Below are 18,618 nucleotides of genomic sequence, written 5' to 3' on the forward strand. Positions count from 1 at the left end.
TTCGACCAGCACATTTACCGAAGCCCGGCTTATGCGCAGCTCCTGGCCCGGGAATGCGCGATCCTGACGCCCGATTACAGCATGAAATTCGGCTCGATCCGGGCTGCGTCCGAGGTCGCGGATTTCAACGTGGTCGATCGCCTGTTCGAGTTCGCGGCCGAGCACAAGCTCAAGATGCGCGGACACACGCTGATCTGGAACGACCACATGCCGGACTGGACGCGCCGGCTGTCCTCCGCCGAGATGACGCGGCTGCTGGATCGCCACATTGACGAGGTCGCCGGCCGGTACTCTGGCCGCGTGCATTCCTGGGACGTCGTAAACGAACCGATTTGGGTCGATAGCCGGAACGAAGGCGGCTTGCGCGGCGGACCGTGGTATGCGGCGCTCGGGCGCGACTACATCGCGCGCAGCTTCCGTCGGGCCAGGCAGGCCGATCCGCACGGGCGGCTCGTGCTGAACGAGGCCTTCCTGGAATATCGCTGGTTCGACTCGCCGTTCGCCAAGAACCGTTCACGCAAGCCAGATTCACCCTGGTCCAAGGTCCGCGTTCACTTCCTCGATCTCGTCCGGCGCCTGCGCGACGATGGCGTGCCACTTGACGCTATCGGCATCCAGTCGCACCTGTCTGCGCAATTTCAGCCCGAATACGATCGCGACTCGTTGCTGGAATTCCTCGACACGATCAAGGGCATGGGGCTCGACATCCAGATCACCGAGCTTGATGTCGACGATACGATCTTCCCGGAAGACTTCGCGGTGCGCGACCGTGGCGTCGCGAAGATATATCGCGATTATCTGACCGACGTTCTCTCGACGGGCGCGGTCCGCGAGCTCGTGACCTGGGAACTGAGTGACCGGCACACCTCAACGGCCGAAGAAATCCAGGCCGGCAAGAAGATCGAGGCGAGAATCCCGCGCAGCCTGCCTTTCGACTTCGACATGAATCCGAAGCCGGCTTACGGAGCGATCGTCGCCGCCTTGAAAGGCAAGTAAAGCGCAAGGTAGCGCGCGATGTGCGCGTCACAGGCGCTCAGGCCGCGTCCGGCAACTGCCGCTTGCCGCCGCCCGCGCAACCGTCCGACGCGACGGCGTTGGCCGAGTCTTCGGACACGCGTTCCAGCCAGACCTCGCGCCACCACGAATAGATCGCGCGCGGGCAGAACATCCGGCAATCGCTGTAACGCGACTGGCACCAGACATTTTCCAGCATGACCGCCGGCGTCTTCAGCGAGATCATCCGGCCCGTCTTCTCGTTCAGGAAGTTATGCACCCTCGCCTTTACGCGGAAGGTGCGTCCGCAATACGGCACCATCTCCGCATCGAAAAACAACCCGCGATTCTTGTTACCCCTGTCGAGCGTCGCAAGAATCTCCTGATAGGACTTGACCCGGACCAGTTCGCCGGGCTGCAGATGAAGATCGGCGATCGCAACCGCCATGCCGTCGGGAAGCTTTCCCTTCTTGCGCGGAAACGGCACGCCACCGAGCACACGCTGCACGAGATCGTACAGCCACCGCGCCGGCAGGCCGATCTTGTCGCGATAGGAGAGCGAGCCGTTGTAATAGGCGGCGTAGATCGCGCCGTACAGAACCTGGCGCAGCGACACGTTCCCGGAGCGATAATCCTCGATATATTGCCGGATGTCCCACCACGGCAGCAGCCTGGTGTAGCGCGGCAATTCGGTCGCCTGACAAGCGTAACGAATGTCTTGCGGTGTGCTCCCCGGATGCCACACCGCGTTCCAGACATCCTCCTCGGTGCAGCCCGCATTCGTGACAGTCGCGGGCACGCTCTTCGCGGATTGCGACCCATCGACCGGCTTGAGCCACGCCTCCTTCCAGAAGATCAGGCACGCGGCCTGGCATCCGCCGTAAGCTGCACCATCACAACGCAGATCGAGATGGACCGTATCGGGAAGGCTGCGTCCCCCGGTCTGATCGACCGTATCGCAGGTCTTGTGTGCCCTTTTGAAGACCCGGAACCGCTGGCCGCAATATTTGAACATCTGCGGCATGAACGGCAGCTCGTCCAGGCGGCCGCGCCTGTCGAGGGACCTCAGGATTTCGTCCTTGCTTCGAACTTCGACCCAGTCGCCTGCCTTCAGCATAACTGCATCCCTTTCAGTGTCCGGATGTACGCTGACGTCGTCGCTCCATATCCGCCGGGCGAAATCACTCCGCCGGACCATAGCTTTCACTCGACGGACGGCTTTTCAACCCGCGGATCAAATCAAGGTAAAAGTGCCTCTGGTTGAGCGCGAACAGCAGCACCGCGCCGTAGACGAGGACCATCGCGCCGCCGCCGACGGCGAGTTCCAGAATGGCCGGCAACTTGAAGATGTCGCTGACATAAAGCTGGACGCCGAGCGCGATCGCGGCGGCGATCAGGCCCGACAGCAGCGGCCTGCCGACCACGACGATCAGATCCTTCGGCGATATCTTCGTCCCGTGCAGACACCAGGTCACCATCGGCACGATCCAGAGCGCCATCGCGATTGAAAAGGCTGCCGCGACGCCATTGGGGCCGTATGGAAGGCCGATGAAATATGCACCGATCAATATCGGCATCAGGACGAGCGCAATATGAAGGCTGCGCCGGTGCTTTCCGATCGCGTACAGGAGCCACGACAGAGGATTGATGACCGCGAAGATCAGAATGGTCGGCGACAGCAGACGGAAGATCTGCGCGGCATCGATCCATTGCGACCCGAGCACGGTCGTCACGATCTCCAGGGAGAACACCCCGCAAAAGATCGCAACGGGAATCGTTATCGACACAACCAGCGAATAGCCTTTGAGGAAATAGGACTTGAGGCGCTCAGGATCGTGCTGCAACCGGGACAAGGCAGCAAATGCAACCCCGCCTATGGACAAGTTAAGATTGAGGATCGGGATATTGATAAGCTGATAGGCGCGTCCATACAGACCGAGAGCGTCTGCGCCCCAGACCCGTCCGATCAGCAGCTTGTCGAAATTGTAGGCAACATACGCGACGAGGCTGTTGAAGCACATCGTCGCGCCGAACCAGAGCATCGGTCCAATTTCGGTGGACGAACTGAAGCGCCCGGGCACCCAGCGCGTCACCGCAAAGGCGCCTATCGCCGTGACCGCTTGAATGGTCAGAGCAGCGCCGACGATGGCCCAATATCCGTATCCCGTCATTGCCATGCCGATGCCGACGGCAATGCTGGCAATCAGCGCGACAAGTTCAATGATAGCGACGGTGATGTAACGCAATTCGCGCTGCAGGATCGCCATGTGCTGCACGCTTGCCGCGCCGAGCAGGAACGTCGGCGCCATCGCAATCGTCACCCACAGCAATCTCGGTTCGTTGAAGAACATGACGAGGACCGGTGCGGTCGCGACGCAAAGAATGCTGAGGACGACGCCGAACAGCAGGTTTGCCCAGAACAGCTTCGATATCTGATCGCTGGAGATCGTCGCCTGCTGGATCATTGCGGACGACAGGCCCGCGGAGGTGAAGATCTCGTAGACTCCGGTCACGACCGTCACCATCGCCACGAGGCCGAAATCATCCGGGCTCAGCAACCGCGCCAGAATCATGATGTAGCCGAAGCGAAGGATGAAGTTCGCAGCCTGCCCGCACAGTTTCGCAAGGCCACCGCGAAGCGTCCGCCCTTTCAGGTCGCCGCTCATCGGCTACTCCATGCTTCCGAAGACCCGAGGGTCTGCTCGGGCAAAAGACGCCGCACGAAGGCCGGAGGAAGCGCTGCAATTGCGAGAACGCCCGCGACGTTTCGAACACGCTTCGCGAGCGGAATATCGGGATAGGTCAGGAATTTCCGGATTGCCTGAACCAGAGCGAAGCCGCAGCCGATGTGCCGCACGCTCGAGTCATTGCGATAGCCCCGATTCAAAAGGAGGATCGTACGAAAATCGTAAGGCCCGAGGTAATTGAGCGGCCTATCCGGAGCGAAGCCGCGCCGCTCAAGCGTTTGCGCGAGCCGCTCCCGGAACTTGATGTCGTTCAGAAGCTGGCGCTGCAGGGTCTGCGGCGAGACGATCGCGGACGGCGAGGTGTTTCCGCCATGGACCCGATAGCAACCGAGAGCTCTCTCGAGTGCTGCGACTTCGCCGAACACCGGCGCGCAGTAAATCAGATATCCGTCGGCCGCCATGCGCTCGTCCGGCGCGGGCATCGCGAACAGCTCGGCCAGATAGTTGCGCGAGAAGGCGTTCCCCGACATTGGAGACGAGGGGATATATCCGTATCGCAGCAGGAAACCGATGTGATCCGACTTGATGAACGGGCCGTTCGGATAGGTCCCGAGCGGCTTGCCGGCATTGTCCTTCTTGTCGAGGCCGAATTGCAGCAGCGAAAGTCCCGGCCGCCAGGCCGCTGCGATCTCGCTGCAGGCCTTTGGATAGAGGGAATCATCAGAATCGAGAAAGATGACGATCTCGCCAAGCGCCTGCTCAAATCCGGCCCGCACCGCAGACAATTGACCGCCATTCGTCTTGAAGACCGGCTTGATGCCGTCATAGCGACCAATGACCGCGCGCGACTCGTCGGTGGAACCGTCATCGACAACGATACACTCAACATCGCCGCAGGTCTGCGCCAGCACGGATTCAATCGCTGCGCCGACATAGTCCGCGTAATTGTAGTTGTTGATGACGACGGAGATGAAAGGATTATGCATCGGGGCGATAATCCTCGGAACCGCGGCATGCGCGCCCCCGCAAGCTCTGTCCAATCCGGCCAACGATGCCCGAGACAAATCCCGGAAGCAGAATGATCGCGACGAACCTCGTGAATTCCGACGCGCCAACGGCCATTCGCGAATGCGCGATCTCTCGCCTGCATTGCCAGATCCGGGGCAACATCCTCGCAAGAGACACTCCGCTCTTCCTGCATGATGTGATCGCCGCCATCATGTCCCGTGCGATATAGCGCCTAACCTCGCGCTTGATGTTCGTCCGCAAAACAGGGTCCGCGACGTGATAGTCGATCGCCGTATCCAGCGTCGCGATGAAACGCCGCCCGCTGTCGCGGCGATTGGAAATCGGATATTTCGATGTCGCGCTTTCGTCGTGCCAGGCGAAAGTCGCGCAGCTCTCGTTGACCAGGCCGGCACGGCCCATCAGCATGATCCGGCTCCATGCCGCGGTGTCGCCAGCATAGGGCCAGTCGTTCGCAAAGCCGCCGATGCGCCGCAGCAGCCTGGTGCTAATCACCAGACTGCACATTTGAACCGAGAGATGACCTCTCAGATATTCGAGCAGGATGTCGGACCCCTCATGGATACCGGTCGGCAGGATGCGGCTCTGGGCCGGACCGAGTCTGCGGCCATCCTTGAGCAGATGAAGATCGTTAAGCGCAACGACGCCGACGAGTGAGGGATCGCGCGCAAGGAGGTCGGTGCAGCGTTCGAGCATCCAGGGTGCGATCCGGTCATCGTCCGGAACGAAAACGATGAAATCACCTCGGGCCTCGGTGATGCAGGCATTCCAGTTCGGCATCAGGCCGATATTTTGCTCGTGCCGCACGACCCGCAATCGCGGGTCGTCGATCTCGCTCAACATTTCGGTTGTCCGATCCGTCGAGGCATTGTCGCAGACCAGAATCTCGAATTTCTCATAGGATTGCGACAGCACGGAGTCGATGCAGCCGCGAAGCAGCGACGCGCGGTTGCAGGTCGGGATTGCGATCGTGATCAGCGGTTTGCTTTCGGCAAAGTCGGTCATGACGATTGCACTCCAATGGCGCTGCCCTGCGATATCCGGTCACCGGAGAGCGCGGGCAGCGAGAGACGGCCTTGCGATCCGCGGTACTGCCGAATGGCAGGCGCTGTGACCACGAGGTCCTTCCGCAGGAACGAAAAAACGATGGCCAAAGTCGTCGCGAATCCGGGGTTTTTCGCCCAAAGATCGTTGGTCGCGTTCGAGAGGATGAGCTGGAAAAGCGCGGTGTAATAGATTCCCGATGTGCAATAGCGTGGGTTCGACCGAAAGAGCAGCAGGAGATAGGAGACAAAGAGCGGGATGGTGACGATCAATCCGCAAACCAGGGCGAAATTCATCCAGGCGTTCTCAATCGCGACCAGCCGGAATCTGCGCTGCAGGTTCAGGACGTACTCCAGATCGAAGCCGAGCCACAGGTCCTCGAGCCGCTGGCTCAGGACCAGTTGCAGCGCGTATTCGCGGCTCAACGTGCTGCCGTCGTCGTGCGAGAAGCGGGCGAGCATCACGTTGAACACATCGAAGCGCTCCATGACCGGAAGCGAAAACACCATGCAGGTCAGCAGAGCCACGAACCAGACCAGGCCCGCCTTGCTGAACGATCCCTTCGCGAGCGCGCGGAGTACGGAGACCCCGACATAGACGGTCATGATCAGCGCGCCGGCAAGCAGCGACGACCGGCCTCCGGTCGGCAGAACGGCGACGAAGGCCAGCCCCGCGAGAAACAGGCGCGTGGCGCAGCCGAACGACAGCCGCATCGGCGTCGAGACGAAATTCAGGATCGCATACAGGCTGAAAAAGCCCGCGGCGCTGAGCGGATGTCCGAAGATGCCAGCGGCGCGGAATTCGGTCACGATCGTCTGCCCGGTATTGGGATCGTAGAAGACCGGGTTCTCGAAGATCAGCGAGCGCTTGAACGCGAATTCAAAGAACACCGACGCCGCGCCGACGAAAAACAGGACGTCGACGAAGGTACGGAACTGGATCATCGGCTTGCGCGGAATCGCGACAATCGCGAGCCGGACAACCAACGCCAGAGCGAATGTCTCGGCGAGATTGGCAATCGAGGCACCCCGCACCACGATGGCGACGAACGATGTCGCCGTCGCGGCTATCGCGAACGCAACGAAGGCGTAATCGCTCATCAGCTGCGCGAGGCATCGGCGGCGGAACGTCCGATCCACCGCGATGAGCAAAGAGAAGACAACAATCGTCAGATACGTCGCCGGATGGATCTTCTGAAATTCCCCGCCACCGCCGTAATACTGCCATCCCAACATCGGCAGCGCGTCGCCGGGGAGCAGGAAATACAGCGCGATGCAGAACATGAAGGCCGACGACAGCACCACAAGCCGCCCGCTCTCGACGGGCGGCCGGGCGCGCAGTCTCATATCGCCGTGGGGGCGGACCTCAAGCTGCATCGGTTACACGGGTTGGGAATTGGCTGACGCAATTCATGGCCCGGACACCTAACACATCGCATTGCGATCAAATGCGGCGACAATTGTCGCGACTTGCAACTTCGCGCATTAACCTAAATGTGCGGCTGAGCTGATTACAGAAACTTGGCAGTATTGTTCCACCGCAAAAATTTGCGCGGATCACGTCGGGCAATGCGCTCGCGCGGGGTACCCCCGCCCACATTAGGCATGTTGCGGTCCCGCCGTTGACTTGCAGGGGCCGCTGCGGTCCCTTTCGCCGCAATGTCGTCCTTCCTTCCGGTTGTCGTGATGGCGGGTCTGAGCACAGGAGTTTGATGATGCGTGTCCTTCTTACCGGTCATCTTGGATATGTGGGCACCGTGCTCACGCCGATGCTGCTGAAGGCGGGGCATGAGGTGGTCGGTCTCGACAGCGACCTCTATTCCCGTTGTACTTTCGCGCATGGCGGCGACATCGTGCCGGTTCCGACGATCCGCAAGGATACGCGCGACATCGTGGCCGGCGATCTCGCCGGCATCGATGCCGTCCTGCATCTCGCCGCCTTGTCAAACGACCCGCTTGGCGATCTGCAACCGGGCCTGACAGATCAGATCAATCATGTCGCGAGCGTCCGGCTCGCCGAGCTCGCGAAAAATGCCGGCGTCCGCCGCTTCGTATTCGCCTCCTCGTGCAGCAATTACGGGCAATCCGGGGACGACCTGATCGACGAGACCGCGCCGCTCAATCCTGTGACCGCTTATGGCGAATCCAAGGTCATGTCGGAACGCGACATTTCCCGGCTGGCGGGCGACGGCTTCTGCCCGGTTTATCTGCGGCCCGCGACCGCCTACGGCCTGTCGCCGCGCCTGCGCTTCGATATCGTGCTGAACAATCTCGTAGCTTGGGCGCTTACCACGGGCAAGATTTACCTGAAATCGGATGGCACGCCCTGGCGGCCGATCGTGCATGTCGAGGACATCTCGCGCGCGTTCATCGCCGCGATGGAGGCGCCGGAAGACGTTGTCTTCAATGAAGCGTTCAACGTCGGGCAGACCCAGCACAATTACCGGATCCGCGAACTTGCGGAAATCGTCGCCGGCATCGTGCCGGGATGCAAGCTGGCCTTCGCCGACGATGCCGGGCCGGACAAGCGCTCCTACCGCGTGAGCTTCGAAAAGATCCGCCAGAAGCTGCCGGCCTTCAAGCCGCAATGGGACGCGAAAAAGGGCGCGGAACAGCTCTACAAGGCGTATCGCGAATCCTCCGTGACCCTCGAGGAGTTCGAAGGGCCGCGCTACCAGCGCATCAGCCACATCAAGAAGCTGCTTGCGGAAGGATTGGTGGACTCGCAGCTTCGCGCCACCACGCCGCCGCTCGCGCCGGAAGCGACCGACGAGAGCGCCTCGCGCGCGGCTGTCGCCGTCTGATCGACACGAAACTGCGGAGCAGCAGCCGGCCGCTCAGGCCGGCTGGAGCGCGATGTTCATCCTGCGCTTCAGTTCGTCTTCGCAGGCCGCGTAGAGGGGAAGGTTGCGATCCTTCTCCGAAATCACCGTGACCGGAAGTGGCCAGCCGATATCCAGGGCAGGGTCGTCGTAGCGCAGGCCGCCTTCCACCCCGGGCGTATAGAAATCGCCCATCAGGTAGATCGCATCGGTGTTGTCGCACAGCGTCTGATAGCCGTGCGCGAACCGTTCCGGAACATACAGGGCGGTGCGGTTCTCCGCGTTAAGCTCGATGCCGAAATGCTGAAGGAAGGTTGGGCTCTCCGGGCGCAGATCGACGATGACATCGTAAAGCGCCCCGCGAATGCAACTGACCAACTTGCTTTCGGCGGCGGGCGGATACTGGAAATGCATGCCGCGCATCGTGCCCCCGGCGATGTTCGAAGCGATGTTGGCCTGCGCCACCACCGGCCGGAGCCCATGGGCTTGGAACTCCCTCTGGCAGAAGGTGCGCGCAAAGAAGCCGCGATCGTCCTCGCGGCGTTCGAGATCGAGGACAAAGGCGCCTTTCAGGGGAGTCTCACGGAAGATCAAGGATCGCCCTCATCGATGCCGGTTCTGCTTATCATGCCGCGCTGTCGGCTATTCGTCCAAGCAAGGGTTAACCTTAAACCGGAAAGCGCATCGTTAACGAAACGCGCGGCGTATCGAAACCCTTGCCACTTGCTTGCGCGCTCCAATCTAAAAACATCGGGCTTCGTGCGCGCCGCTTTTTGCGACTCGTCTATTTACGCTAACACGCACTTAGCCGCGACAGAGGATGCGAAACGCTTGATTCCTCTTACCTTTGCGCGCAACGATTGATGCAACAAAACGCAGCGACAAAGCCGCTGCAGAAACGTCGCAAGCCGACCATGTACGGCGCGACAAGGCAGGCGGACAGGCAATGAAGGTCGTGCTCTTTTGCGGGGGTCTTGGCACCCGAATCCGCGAATATTCCGAAAGCATCCCCAAGCCGATGATCCCGGTCGGTTCGCACCCGATCATGTGGCACGTGATGCAATATTACAGCCGCTACGGCTATCGCGATTTCGTGCTGTGCCTCGGCTACAAGGCGAACGTCATCAAGGACTATTTCCTCCATCTCGACACGGCGGCCACGCATAACTGCGTGGTGTCGCAATTCGGCAAGAAGGTCGAGATCATCGGCGAGCCGCCACCGGATTGGCGTCTGACGATGATCGACACCGGAGTGTGGCGGAATATCGGCCAGCGGTTGCTCGCGGTTCGCAATCAGGTCGAGGATCAGGAGATGTTCCTCGCCAATTACAGCGATGGCCTTACCGACGCGCCGCTGGATGAGATGATCGATTACTTCAAGCGGAGCGGCAAGATCGCCTGCTTCATCGCCGTGCGCGCGCCGTTCAACTTTCACCTCGCCGAGTTCGACGAAAGCGGCGTCGTCAAGCGGATGCGCTCGAACTCCGAATCCGAGACCTGGATTAACGGCGGCTATTTCATCTTCCGCCGCGAGATTTTCGACTATATCCGGGACGGTGAGGAACTCGTTCTCGAGCCGTTCAACCGCCTGATCGCGGAGAACAATCTGCTCGCCTACAGATACGAAGGCTTCTGGCGCGCCATGGACACGCTGAGGGACCGCCAGATCCTCGAAGAGATGGTCGAGAACGGCCAGATGCCGTGGGCGCCGGAGCCCGACCTTCAACGCCAGCGCCACGTGGTCCGTCGGATCTGATAGAGCCTTCGCGTCGCGAACGCTCTATCCTGCACTTGTCTGCCGGTACCGGAACGTCAGTCCATGCTGTCCCTCAATCTGCCGGCTCCCGGCAATCGTCTTTCCGTTCTTTGTCTCGGCGCTCATTCCGACGATATCGAGATCGGACTGGGCGGCACGCTGCTCGGCCTGATCGCGCGCGGATTTGTGCTCGACGTGCATTGGTGCGTGCTGAGCGCCGCAGGGCCGCGTGAAGCGGAGGCGCGCAACGCGGCCAAGGATTTCCTGACCGGGGCCGCAGCCAGCACCGTCGAGACGCTGCAATTTCGCGACGGGTTCTTTCCCGAACAGGGCGAAGCCATCAAGCAGTGGTTCGAGACGCTGAAGACCCGCGTTTCTCCCGACTTGATCTTCACGCATCGCAGGGACGACGCCCATCAGGATCATCGCGAGGTTTGCCGGCTGACCTGGAACACGTTTCGCGACCACCTGATTCTGGAATACGAAATTCCGAAATGGGACGGCGATCTCGGCCAGCCCAATCTCTACGTGCCGGTGCCGGCCGCCATCCTCGATCGCAAGATCGAGCTGCTAGACCGCCATTTCGCGACCCAGCGGTCGAAGCAATGGTTCGACGCCGATACCTTCCGGGGCCTCGCCCGGCTGCGCGGCATGGAATGCCGGGCGCCGGAGCGGTTCGCCGAAGCCTTCTTCGCGCGCAAAGTGACGCTGCTCTGACGCGCCTCGCCGCGTTTCAGAAGCGATGCCGCGCAGGCCGCCACCAGGCCCGCATCGCATATCGCGCATAAAGCTCGGCGAACAACGCCGCGCAGGCAGCGTAGCGCGGCAGCAAGCGCCGCGGATTGCTTGCGGCGCGCCAGGCCCATTCGAGATTGAGTTTGCGGAACAAGGGCGGGCATCGGACTTGCGTCCCCGCAATGAAATCGAGCGAGGCGCCGATCCCGAGAAACGCGATCCCCGCGGTTTCATCGATGGCGCGCGCCGAAAACAGCTCCTGCCGCGGCGCGCCAAGCGCGACGAGGCAGATCCGCGCGCCCGACCGGCGGATGATGTCGATGGCCTCGTCGGCAGTGTCGGATGCGATCTCGAAGTTTGCCGGCGGGGCATAAACTCCTGCAATCTGAAGACCGGGGATGTCCTCGGCCAATCTGCGTCCGGCCGCACACAGCGCCTCGAAGGTCGAGCCGAACAGGAACACTGGATAACCGTGCGCCGCCGCCTCGCGGCAGAGCGGCACGATCAGGTCCGCGCCGGTCGTGCGTTCCAGAACAACGCCTTCCATCCGCGCGAAGGTGACGATGGGAAAGCCGTCCGGGGTCACGACCTCGGCCTTGGCATAGGCGTCGCGAAATCGCGGATCCCTTCGCAGCTTCACCAGATGATCGAGGTTCAGCGTACAGACCAGAAACGACCGCATCTCCCGCAGGCGACGCACGATCGCCGAAACTGAATCGGACAGGCTTCGGGTCGTGACCACCTGCCCGTCGATTTCAACGAGACCCTCACGCACACGCATCGATCCGTTCCCATTCAGCTCAGACAGGCGGCGGACATACAATCCCGTCTGCTGTGAACGATATCTAAGACGCCCGGATCAAGATGGGGGCGATTTGGCGTGTTAAGCCTAAGATCGGATTTTACCGATCAGAACCGCTGCACGTTCAGGCGCGGATCGACGACGCGGAACAGGCTCTGGTTGGTGTTGTAATTGTACGAATCCACCCGCGAACGAACGCGCGAATCCGTCCGATGGCTCAATCCGTATTGGGAAACCCTGTCGTTCGGACCGAGTGTGCTCGGGTTGGAATTGTATTTCAGCGAGTCGACCCGGGAATTGATCCGCGCCGGCGTGATCGTGCTCTGGGCTTGCGCAAACGTCGCCGTTGCGAAGAGGACCATTGCAGCAAGAATGACGGACTTCATCTGAATCGCCCTCGCGGATGCCAGTGCAGCCTGCGAAAGTATGGTTAACGAAATCCTAACGGGATGACGGTTTCAAGCGGCGCGGGACCGGATCGGACTCGCGCGATGCTCGGCGCGTTCGGCGCCGCGTGCGAGCAGGTCCAGCAGGAAGCCGCGCACATGAGAATGGTCGGACGCGGCGAGTGTATTCCACCGCTTGACGTTGGCGAGCGCCGCTTCTGCCTGGCGGCTGCGCCAGTCTCCCGATGCCAGGAGAGCGGAGACCCTCCCCGCCGCAAATGCCGGGTTCTCGATATCGACGAGGCACCCCGACCCGCCAAGCACCTCACGGAACACCGGCATGTCCGGTGCGATCACCGGCAGCCCGGCATATTGCGCTTCGAGCAGCGGAAGGCCGAGCCCTTCGTCGCGCGAGGAGCAGATGAAGAGATCGCTCGCCTCGATCGCGGTGCGGACCTCACCGTCGGGCAACGGCCCGAGAAGCTTCACATGGGGTTGCTGCGAGAGCCAATCGGCATCGGGCCCCCACCCTTTCCGTCCGACAATATTCAGCTGGACGGGAATGTTCAGCCGCTCGGCCAGGGCCTGACAGATCGCGGCCGCGGCACGGAAATTCTTGCGCGGCTCGATCGTACCGATCGCACTGACGGTCAGCGCACGGGGCGCAGGATCGCGCACAGCCCGGTCACCGGCGCTCAGCCCGAAGACATTCCGCACGGTCGGCCGGCACAACATGATCTGCGCATCCGGCCGGCAATAGGGCAGCAGCGACGACGCCGTGTATTCCGAATTGACGAGGAAATAGCGCAACGACCGCAGCGCCTTCGCGAAAATAGGCGCGAAATAGAACCGGCCCGCGAGATTGAGTTCGTCCTTGCGCGTCAGGAGGAAGACGTCGTGCACATACATGACGGTGCGATCGCGGCACGTCATCGAGATCAAGGGCGACGGCGCAAAACCGGGAAACACGAACACGTCCTTCCGGTGACGCAGCGCTTCAAAAGGCAGCGTGATGTTTTGCCCCAGCACCACGCCCAAACGCCCCGCCGAGGCCTGAACCGTCTCGACCGGCAGCGGCGCCAGAACCGGCGCGCTGAACAATTCGCGGGTGATGCGCTCGATGCCGGTGGCACGGCGCCGCATATGCGTGTGGTCGATGCGAAGGCGGGCCTCCGCGGGGATCAGCCTATCGGTCACTGAGCGCTCCGACTTCTTCGCACTGACGCAGGGGCTGCGGGCGCGTGCGGCTGGCCAGCACGGCGCCGAATACATCTTCGGTTTCGCGCGCCGCCCGTTGCCAGGAAAAGCGTGCGACATTGTCGCGGCTCGCCTGCGCCATCCGCTGCTGCAGCGCTTGATCGGCGAACATCGCCTTGATCTGGCGCGCCAACGCCGCCGGATCGTCCGGCGGGAAGAACAACGCGCCCTCGCCCGCGACCTCACGCAGTACAGGGATATCCGCGCAAATGACCGGCGCGCCGAGCGACTGCGCCTCGACGACGGGGAGGCAGAAGCCTTCATTCAGCGATGTGTTAATGAAGCAGGTGGCGCCCCGATACGCCGCCGCCAGCGCCCGATCCGAGAGGACGCCCGCCTTGCGGATGAGTCCTTCGGACGCGTGGCGCCGCTCCGCCTCCGCCAGCAAACCGGCGGAGTCGCGGCCGACATGATAGATAATCGGCGCGTCGCCTTCAGCCTTAAGGAGCTTGAGCGCCTCCACCAGAACCGCGACATTCTTGTTCGGCGACACGTTGCCTACATAGAGCCCGTACGGCGTCTCGAAGCCGGCATCGCACGCCCCGGCGTCACCCGCATCGCCCGCCAGAATCGGCGCCTCGTGCACGACTACGAGCTTGTCCTTGGCGAAGGCGTAACGCTGCGCGACTTCCCGCCGCGTGCTTTGAGAGACGCAGACCACGGCGGAGGCTCCGCGCAGGGCCAGCGGAAAAAGCAGCTTCCACCACATCCGGTGCCGCCACGGATAGGACAGCGGCATCGTGTCCATATAGATGTCGTGGACGGTGATGACGCGCGGCCAGCCGCCGAGAAAGCAGCCCACCGGATTGCAATTAAATTCGAGGATCGCCCCGGTCTCGCGCATGAGCCGCGACACTGTCGCGAGCTGATTCACGACATTGACCGGAGTCTTCGGCTGAAACGGAAGGGTGCGGATTTCGACCGGCAGAGCCCGCAGCGCGGGCGGGAGCTGTTCGGCGGACCAGGTGGTGGCAAGCACGTAGCGATAGCGCTGCGACTTCGCCAGCTCCTCAAGCAGCGCGAACAGATAGCGCGAGATCCCCGAGATCATGTTCGGGGGCTCGAGCAGATGATTGACGAGGATGGTCCCGCTCATGGCCGGCTTCTTTCAGACTGACGCTGCCATGGGGGGACGCCGGCTCATCCGAGCAGATCCGGCCTGTAGGCGGGAGCGCCGCTGTAACGCGCGTAATAGTCGCTGTCGGTGCTGCGGTCGTAGCGGCTCAGCTTGGTCACATCGGCTTTGTTGAGCAGGCAGCCGAGCAGCTTTTCGCGGATGACCGGAGCACCGCGCAGCGCCGCAGCCACCGCATCGCGGCTGGTCGCGCCCCACTCGATCACATACACGAAGGCGTCCACCACCTGGCTCATCGCACGCACATCGGCGAACGGCGTCGCGGGCGGAAGGTCGAGCACGACGAAATCGTAGCGCCGGCGCAATTCCTCGATCACCACAGCGAGACCGTCCGATGCGAGAAGCTCGTGCGGGTGATGCATGCGCCGCTGCGACGCGGCCGGCAGGAAGGACATCCGGGTCAGGGAATCGGTCCAGAGCGCGCCATCGAGCGCCCCCGGCATCCTGATGACATCGGCGAGGCCCTGCACGGCTTCCGGGCTCAGCATATAGGTCAGAGCCGGATAGCGCAGATCGCAATCCACCAGGACGCAGCGCTGGCCGGCATCGGCGATCAGTTCGGCAAAATTCACAGCGACAAAGCTCTTGCCCTCTCCGGCCTTGGTCGAGCAGATGCCGATCACCTTGCCTTCACGCGCGCCGACCGGATTGGCGCTCGCCTCGAATTTGACGTGCCGCAGCGTCTCCGCGAAATGCGACAGCGGATTTTCGACCGCGTAACGCAACGAACCGAGGTCTTCACCGAGCAGCTGTTTTCCATAGGGGCCTGCATGAGGAAACCCATCGGCATGCAGGGTCCGGTAGGGCAGCTTCGGGTTGACGATTTTCGGCAGAACGCCCAGCACGCGGGCGCCCAGCGCATCCTCGACCTGCGATGGCGTGCGGAACGTTGTGTCCATCGCTTCGAGGCCAAGCGAGAAGATCAATCCCAGGATCAGGCCGAGAACCGCGGCTCCGGCGGTGATCTTGGTGACCGAGGGCCAGCTCTTGTAGCGTGGCGTCTTCGCAGCGGAGATGATCCGCGCCTCGGTCACCGGGAAGGATTGCGCCAGCTCCATGTATTTCTTCAGGAAATTCTCCTGAACCTCGCGTGACGTATGGACCGCGCTCTCCATCTCGCGAAGCTTGACCTGCGCCTGATTGGTCTGGCTGGTCTTCGAAACGATTTCGTCGAGACTCTTCTGCAGCGTGGTTTCGCGCAGCTTCGCGATCTCGTAGTCGCTCTTGTAGCTTTGGGCGATGCGCCGCAATTCGTCCTTGATGTTGTCGAGGAGCTGCTTCTTCTCGTTGCGCAGATTGACCGCCGCCATGTGGCCCGAGCCGTAGCGGGCCGACAATTCGGCTTCGCGCCGCGCCACTTCCAGAAATTGCTGGCGCAGGCGCACGATCACATCGTTGCGCAGCGACTCCGTCACCGTAGCGTCGCTCGCGTCGCCTTTCAGGATTTGCTCGACGCGATCCCACCGCGCCTTGGCTTCGGCGACCTGGGCGCGCGCAAGGATGATCTGGCTGCTGATTTCACCGATCTGCTGTTCGTTCAGCAGGCCACCCTTGCCGGTGCTGACAATGTTGTTCTCGAGCTTGAATTTCTGAACCGCCCTGTCGGACTCCGATGTCTGCTCGGACAACTGCTTGAGGCGGTCCTGCAACCACGACACGGCGTTCTCGCCCATCTCGCGCTTCGCATTATGGATGTCGCTCAGATAGGCCTCGGCAACGGCATTCGCGACGCGCGCCGCCGTGTCCGGGTTCTCGGACGTTGCGTTGATGTGGATCACGTTGGTCAGGCCGACGCGCCTGACATCGATGTGACCGTGCAGCCAGTCGACCAGGAATTCGTCATCGACGCCTTCCTCCTTCGTGATTTCGTGCGGCGCGACAATGGCGCTCACCGCATTCTTCAGCTTCGTCAGGAGGCCGGGCGATCTCCGAAGCACCGGATCGTTCGCCAGATCGATATCCTTTGCGGCCCGCTGCAGGACACGCTCCGATTTGATGATCTCGACCTGGCTGTCGATGGTGACGGAGACCGGCGAGTCGTTCGTTGGAGTCTGGTCGCGCAGTGACTTGATGGTGCTGTTGTCAACCAGCACGCTTGCGGTCGCGGTGTAGCGGGGCGTCGCAATCAAGGAATAGACGAAGCCGATCGCCACAAGAGCCGCGGTGACAGCGGCGATGATCGGGGCGCGCCGACGCAGAAATCTCAGGATGCCCTGAAGGTCGATCGAGTCTCCGCCGTCCGGAAGAGTTCCGTTCGGTTCCGCCATGTCCAGTCGTTTGAACGGGGCCGCGTTGAGCATGCGCCTGACCTGTCACATCGCGGCGAATTGCCGCGAAACGTCGCCGGATCCAGAAAACGGCCATCCAGCAAAGGCCTGCCCCCGCCAGCCGGATTATGGCATCGCCCCCCGCCACGCAAGTAAACAGACCCTTAATGCTTAACCGGCGAGACTCGCGTGCCTCGGGCGTCCTGTCGCTCCCGCGCGCTGACGCGCCTTCCGGCCGTGGCGGCCGCTAAAATTCGAAAGGGATTGGTAACCCTTAGCCCCGCTGCTTAAAGCTCCATTAACCATAAAATCCGAATGATCGCCCGGTGGTGCGCATGGCAAACCGGGTTCAATGAAGATTTACGAGTGCCGCATTGTGGGTCTGCGCGGCTTGTTGCACCTCGATGGCGCAGGGGGCCTCGAGTTCGGCCGTCCGCGCTTGCGCGCCGCCAGACGATGGCTGGCGATGGCGCTCCTGCTTTGCGCGCCGCTTCTCACCACCGGCTGCGGCCTGTTTCCGGCGTCCGGGCCGTACAGCCCGCAGATCATGGCCTACAATGGCGGGCCGGATGCGCAATACGAACTGGTTCCGTTGTCTCCCGGGGTTGCGACGGTTCTCTCGCGCCGCGGCGGGCTCAAGGCGGTAGGGTCATTCTCCGACAGACCGCCCGCGCCCGACATCCGGCTCGGGGTTGGCGACGTCGTCTCGGTCACCGTGTTTGAAGCGCAGGCCGGCGGCCTTTTCATCCCGCTGCAGGCGGCGTCGCGCCCCGGCAATTTCGTGCAGATTCCGAACCAGACGGTCGACCGGGCGGGAAATATCACCGTGCCTTATGCCGGACAGGTCCGCGCGGCGGGGCGCACGGTTCCCGAGGTCCAGAACGACATCGTCGCGAAGTTGCGCAATCGCGCGATCGAACCGCAAGTCGTCATTTCGATCGCGGAACAGCGCTCGAACCTCGTCAGCGTCATGGGCGATGTGAACAATCCGGTGAAATTCGCGCTGTCCTTGCCCGGCGAGCGCATCCTGGATTCGATTGCCCGCGCGGGCGGACCCAAAAGCCAAGGCTGGCAAACCTTCGTGACGCTGCAACGGCGCGGGCACAAGCAGACCGTCGGATTCAACCGGCTGATCTCGGAGCCCGAGAACAACATCAATGTGCAGCCAGGCGATACGATCTACGTCTTCAGCGAACAGCAGACCTTCCTTGCGTTCGGCGCCACCGGACAGCAAGGCCAGTTCAACTTCGATCAGGACCGGCTGTCGCTTGCGGAAGCCGTCGCCAAGGCCGGCGGTCTGATCGATCAACAAGCCGACCCGCGAACCGTCTTCATCTATCGCGTCGAACCAATCGACATCCTCGCCGAGATGGGCGTCGATGTGAGCCGATGGGGGAATACCCGCCACGTCCCGGTCATCTATTGGGCGAATTTCGGCGACCCGGCCGGCTATTTTCTCGCGACGCAGACGCCGATTCAGAACAAGGACGTCATTTACATTTCGAATGCGGCGACGGTCGACTTCACCAAATTCCTGCAATTCGTTCGCGACATAACCGCGACCGCGCAGGATCACTTCACGCTCAGGAACACGATCAACATCAAATCGTCCAACTGAGCCGAGGCTGTTTCGCGTTAGGACATCCGGAACAGACGCGAGCGTTCGAAGGCGCTCGGGTTAACCAAACCGGTCCTGCCGCACTTTTCAA

Annotated in this window: 17 protein-coding genes; 6 read left to right on the plus strand and 11 right to left on the minus strand. The window is 61.9% G+C overall.

Going from position 1 to position 18,618, the window contains the following annotated elements:
* Positions 1 to 996, plus strand: a 996-nt coding sequence (locus tag VN004_RS00280) for an endo-1,4-beta-xylanase (protein WP_325606104.1), incomplete at its 5' end; no start/stop codon positions are given.
* A 37-nt stretch (positions 997 to 1,033) separates the two neighbouring features.
* On the opposite strand, the gene VN004_RS00285 is transcribed toward VN004_RS00280, so the two are convergent.
* The 5 genes from VN004_RS00285 to VN004_RS00305 form a co-directional block, all read right to left on the minus strand.
* Positions 1,034 to 2,110 carry a hypothetical protein gene (locus VN004_RS00285; RefSeq protein WP_325606105.1) on the minus strand — a complete coding sequence of 359 codons (1,077 nt, stop codon included), beginning with the start codon at positions 2,108 to 2,110 and terminating at the stop codon, positions 1,034 to 1,036.
* Between the two features lie 64 nt (positions 2,111 to 2,174).
* Positions 2,175 to 3,659 carry a lipopolysaccharide biosynthesis protein gene (locus VN004_RS00290; protein ID WP_325606106.1) on the minus strand — a complete coding sequence of 495 codons (1,485 nt, stop codon included), beginning with the start codon at positions 3,657 to 3,659 and terminating at the stop codon, positions 2,175 to 2,177.
* Positions 3,656 to 4,666, minus strand: a complete 1,011-nt coding sequence (locus VN004_RS00295) for a glycosyltransferase (protein ID WP_325606107.1) — start codon at positions 4,664 to 4,666, stop codon at positions 3,656 to 3,658. Before VN004_RS00295 ends, VN004_RS00290 begins: the two co-directional genes overlap by 4 nt.
* Positions 4,659 to 5,711: a glycosyltransferase family 2 protein gene (locus VN004_RS00300; protein WP_325606108.1), complete on the minus strand. Its 1,053-nt coding sequence runs from the start codon at positions 5,709 to 5,711 to the stop codon at positions 4,659 to 4,661. The genes VN004_RS00295 and VN004_RS00300 overlap by 8 nt, the downstream gene beginning before the upstream one ends.
* Positions 5,708 to 7,096, minus strand: coding sequence for a VpsF family polysaccharide biosynthesis protein (locus VN004_RS00305; RefSeq protein ID WP_325606109.1), 1,389 nt, complete (start codon positions 7,094 to 7,096; stop codon positions 5,708 to 5,710). The genes VN004_RS00300 and VN004_RS00305 overlap by 4 nt, the downstream gene beginning before the upstream one ends.
* Before the next feature lie 368 nt (positions 7,097 to 7,464).
* Between VN004_RS00305 and VN004_RS00310 the strand changes: the two genes are divergently transcribed.
* A complete protein-coding gene (locus VN004_RS00310) occupies positions 7,465 to 8,553 on the plus strand; it encodes an NAD(P)-dependent oxidoreductase (protein WP_325606110.1) in 1,089 nt (362 codons plus the stop codon).
* 33 nt (positions 8,554 to 8,586) lie between these two features.
* Here VN004_RS00310 and rfbC read toward each other — a convergent pair whose 3' ends face one another.
* Entirely contained in the window at positions 8,587 to 9,165 is a 579-nt protein-coding gene (rfbC, locus tag VN004_RS00315) for a dTDP-4-dehydrorhamnose 3,5-epimerase (RefSeq protein ID WP_325606111.1), read from the minus strand.
* Between rfbC and VN004_RS00320 the strand changes: the two genes are divergently transcribed.
* The 3 genes from VN004_RS00320 to VN004_RS00330 all read left to right on the plus strand — a co-directional run bounded on the left by VN004_RS00320 (position 9,058) and on the right by VN004_RS00330 (position 11,044).
* Positions 9,058 to 9,435 carry a hypothetical protein gene (locus VN004_RS00320; protein ID WP_325606149.1) on the plus strand — a complete coding sequence of 126 codons (378 nt, stop codon included), beginning with the start codon at positions 9,058 to 9,060 and terminating at the stop codon, positions 9,433 to 9,435. The genes rfbC and VN004_RS00320 overlap by 108 nt on opposite strands.
* A gap of 82 nt (positions 9,436 to 9,517) precedes the next feature.
* Complete coding sequence (locus tag VN004_RS00325; protein ID WP_325606112.1) at positions 9,518 to 10,327, plus strand: sugar phosphate nucleotidyltransferase; 810 nt, start codon at positions 9,518 to 9,520, stop codon at positions 10,325 to 10,327.
* 63 nt (positions 10,328 to 10,390) lie between these two features.
* Positions 10,391 to 11,044: a PIG-L deacetylase family protein gene (locus tag VN004_RS00330; protein ID WP_325606113.1), complete on the plus strand. Its 654-nt coding sequence runs from the start codon at positions 10,391 to 10,393 to the stop codon at positions 11,042 to 11,044.
* Positions 11,045 to 11,060: 16 nt separating this feature from the next.
* On the opposite strand, the gene VN004_RS00335 is transcribed toward VN004_RS00330, so the two are convergent.
* The 5 genes from VN004_RS00335 to VN004_RS00355 form a co-directional block, all read right to left on the minus strand.
* Positions 11,061 to 11,843, minus strand: a complete 783-nt coding sequence (locus VN004_RS00335) for a WecB/TagA/CpsF family glycosyltransferase (RefSeq protein ID WP_325606114.1) — start codon at positions 11,841 to 11,843, stop codon at positions 11,061 to 11,063.
* 128 nt (positions 11,844 to 11,971) lie between these two features.
* Positions 11,972 to 12,250: a hypothetical protein gene (locus tag VN004_RS00340; RefSeq protein WP_325606115.1), complete on the minus strand. Its 279-nt coding sequence runs from the start codon at positions 12,248 to 12,250 to the stop codon at positions 11,972 to 11,974.
* A gap of 72 nt (positions 12,251 to 12,322) precedes the next feature.
* Positions 12,323 to 13,447 carry a glycosyltransferase gene (locus VN004_RS00345; RefSeq protein WP_325606116.1) on the minus strand — a complete coding sequence of 375 codons (1,125 nt, stop codon included), beginning with the start codon at positions 13,445 to 13,447 and terminating at the stop codon, positions 12,323 to 12,325.
* Entirely contained in the window at positions 13,437 to 14,603 is a 1,167-nt protein-coding gene (locus tag VN004_RS00350; protein WP_325606117.1) for a glycosyltransferase family 1 protein, read from the minus strand. The genes VN004_RS00345 and VN004_RS00350 overlap by 11 nt, the downstream gene beginning before the upstream one ends.
* A 44-nt stretch (positions 14,604 to 14,647) precedes the next feature.
* A complete protein-coding gene (locus VN004_RS00355; protein WP_325606118.1) occupies positions 14,648 to 16,909 on the minus strand; it encodes a Wzz/FepE/Etk N-terminal domain-containing protein in 2,262 nt (753 codons plus the stop codon).
* A gap of 352 nt (positions 16,910 to 17,261) precedes the next feature.
* On the opposite strand from VN004_RS00355, the gene VN004_RS00360 reads away from it, so the two are divergent.
* A complete protein-coding gene (locus tag VN004_RS00360; protein ID WP_325606119.1) occupies positions 17,262 to 18,527 on the plus strand; it encodes a polysaccharide biosynthesis/export family protein in 1,266 nt (421 codons plus the stop codon).
* The last annotated feature ends 91 nt before the right edge of the window (positions 18,528 to 18,618 follow it).

Origin of the sequence: Pseudorhodoplanes sp., assembly GCF_035565855.1 — a bacterium.
In the GTDB taxonomy this organism is placed as follows: domain Bacteria; phylum Pseudomonadota; class Alphaproteobacteria; order Rhizobiales; family Xanthobacteraceae; genus Pseudorhodoplanes.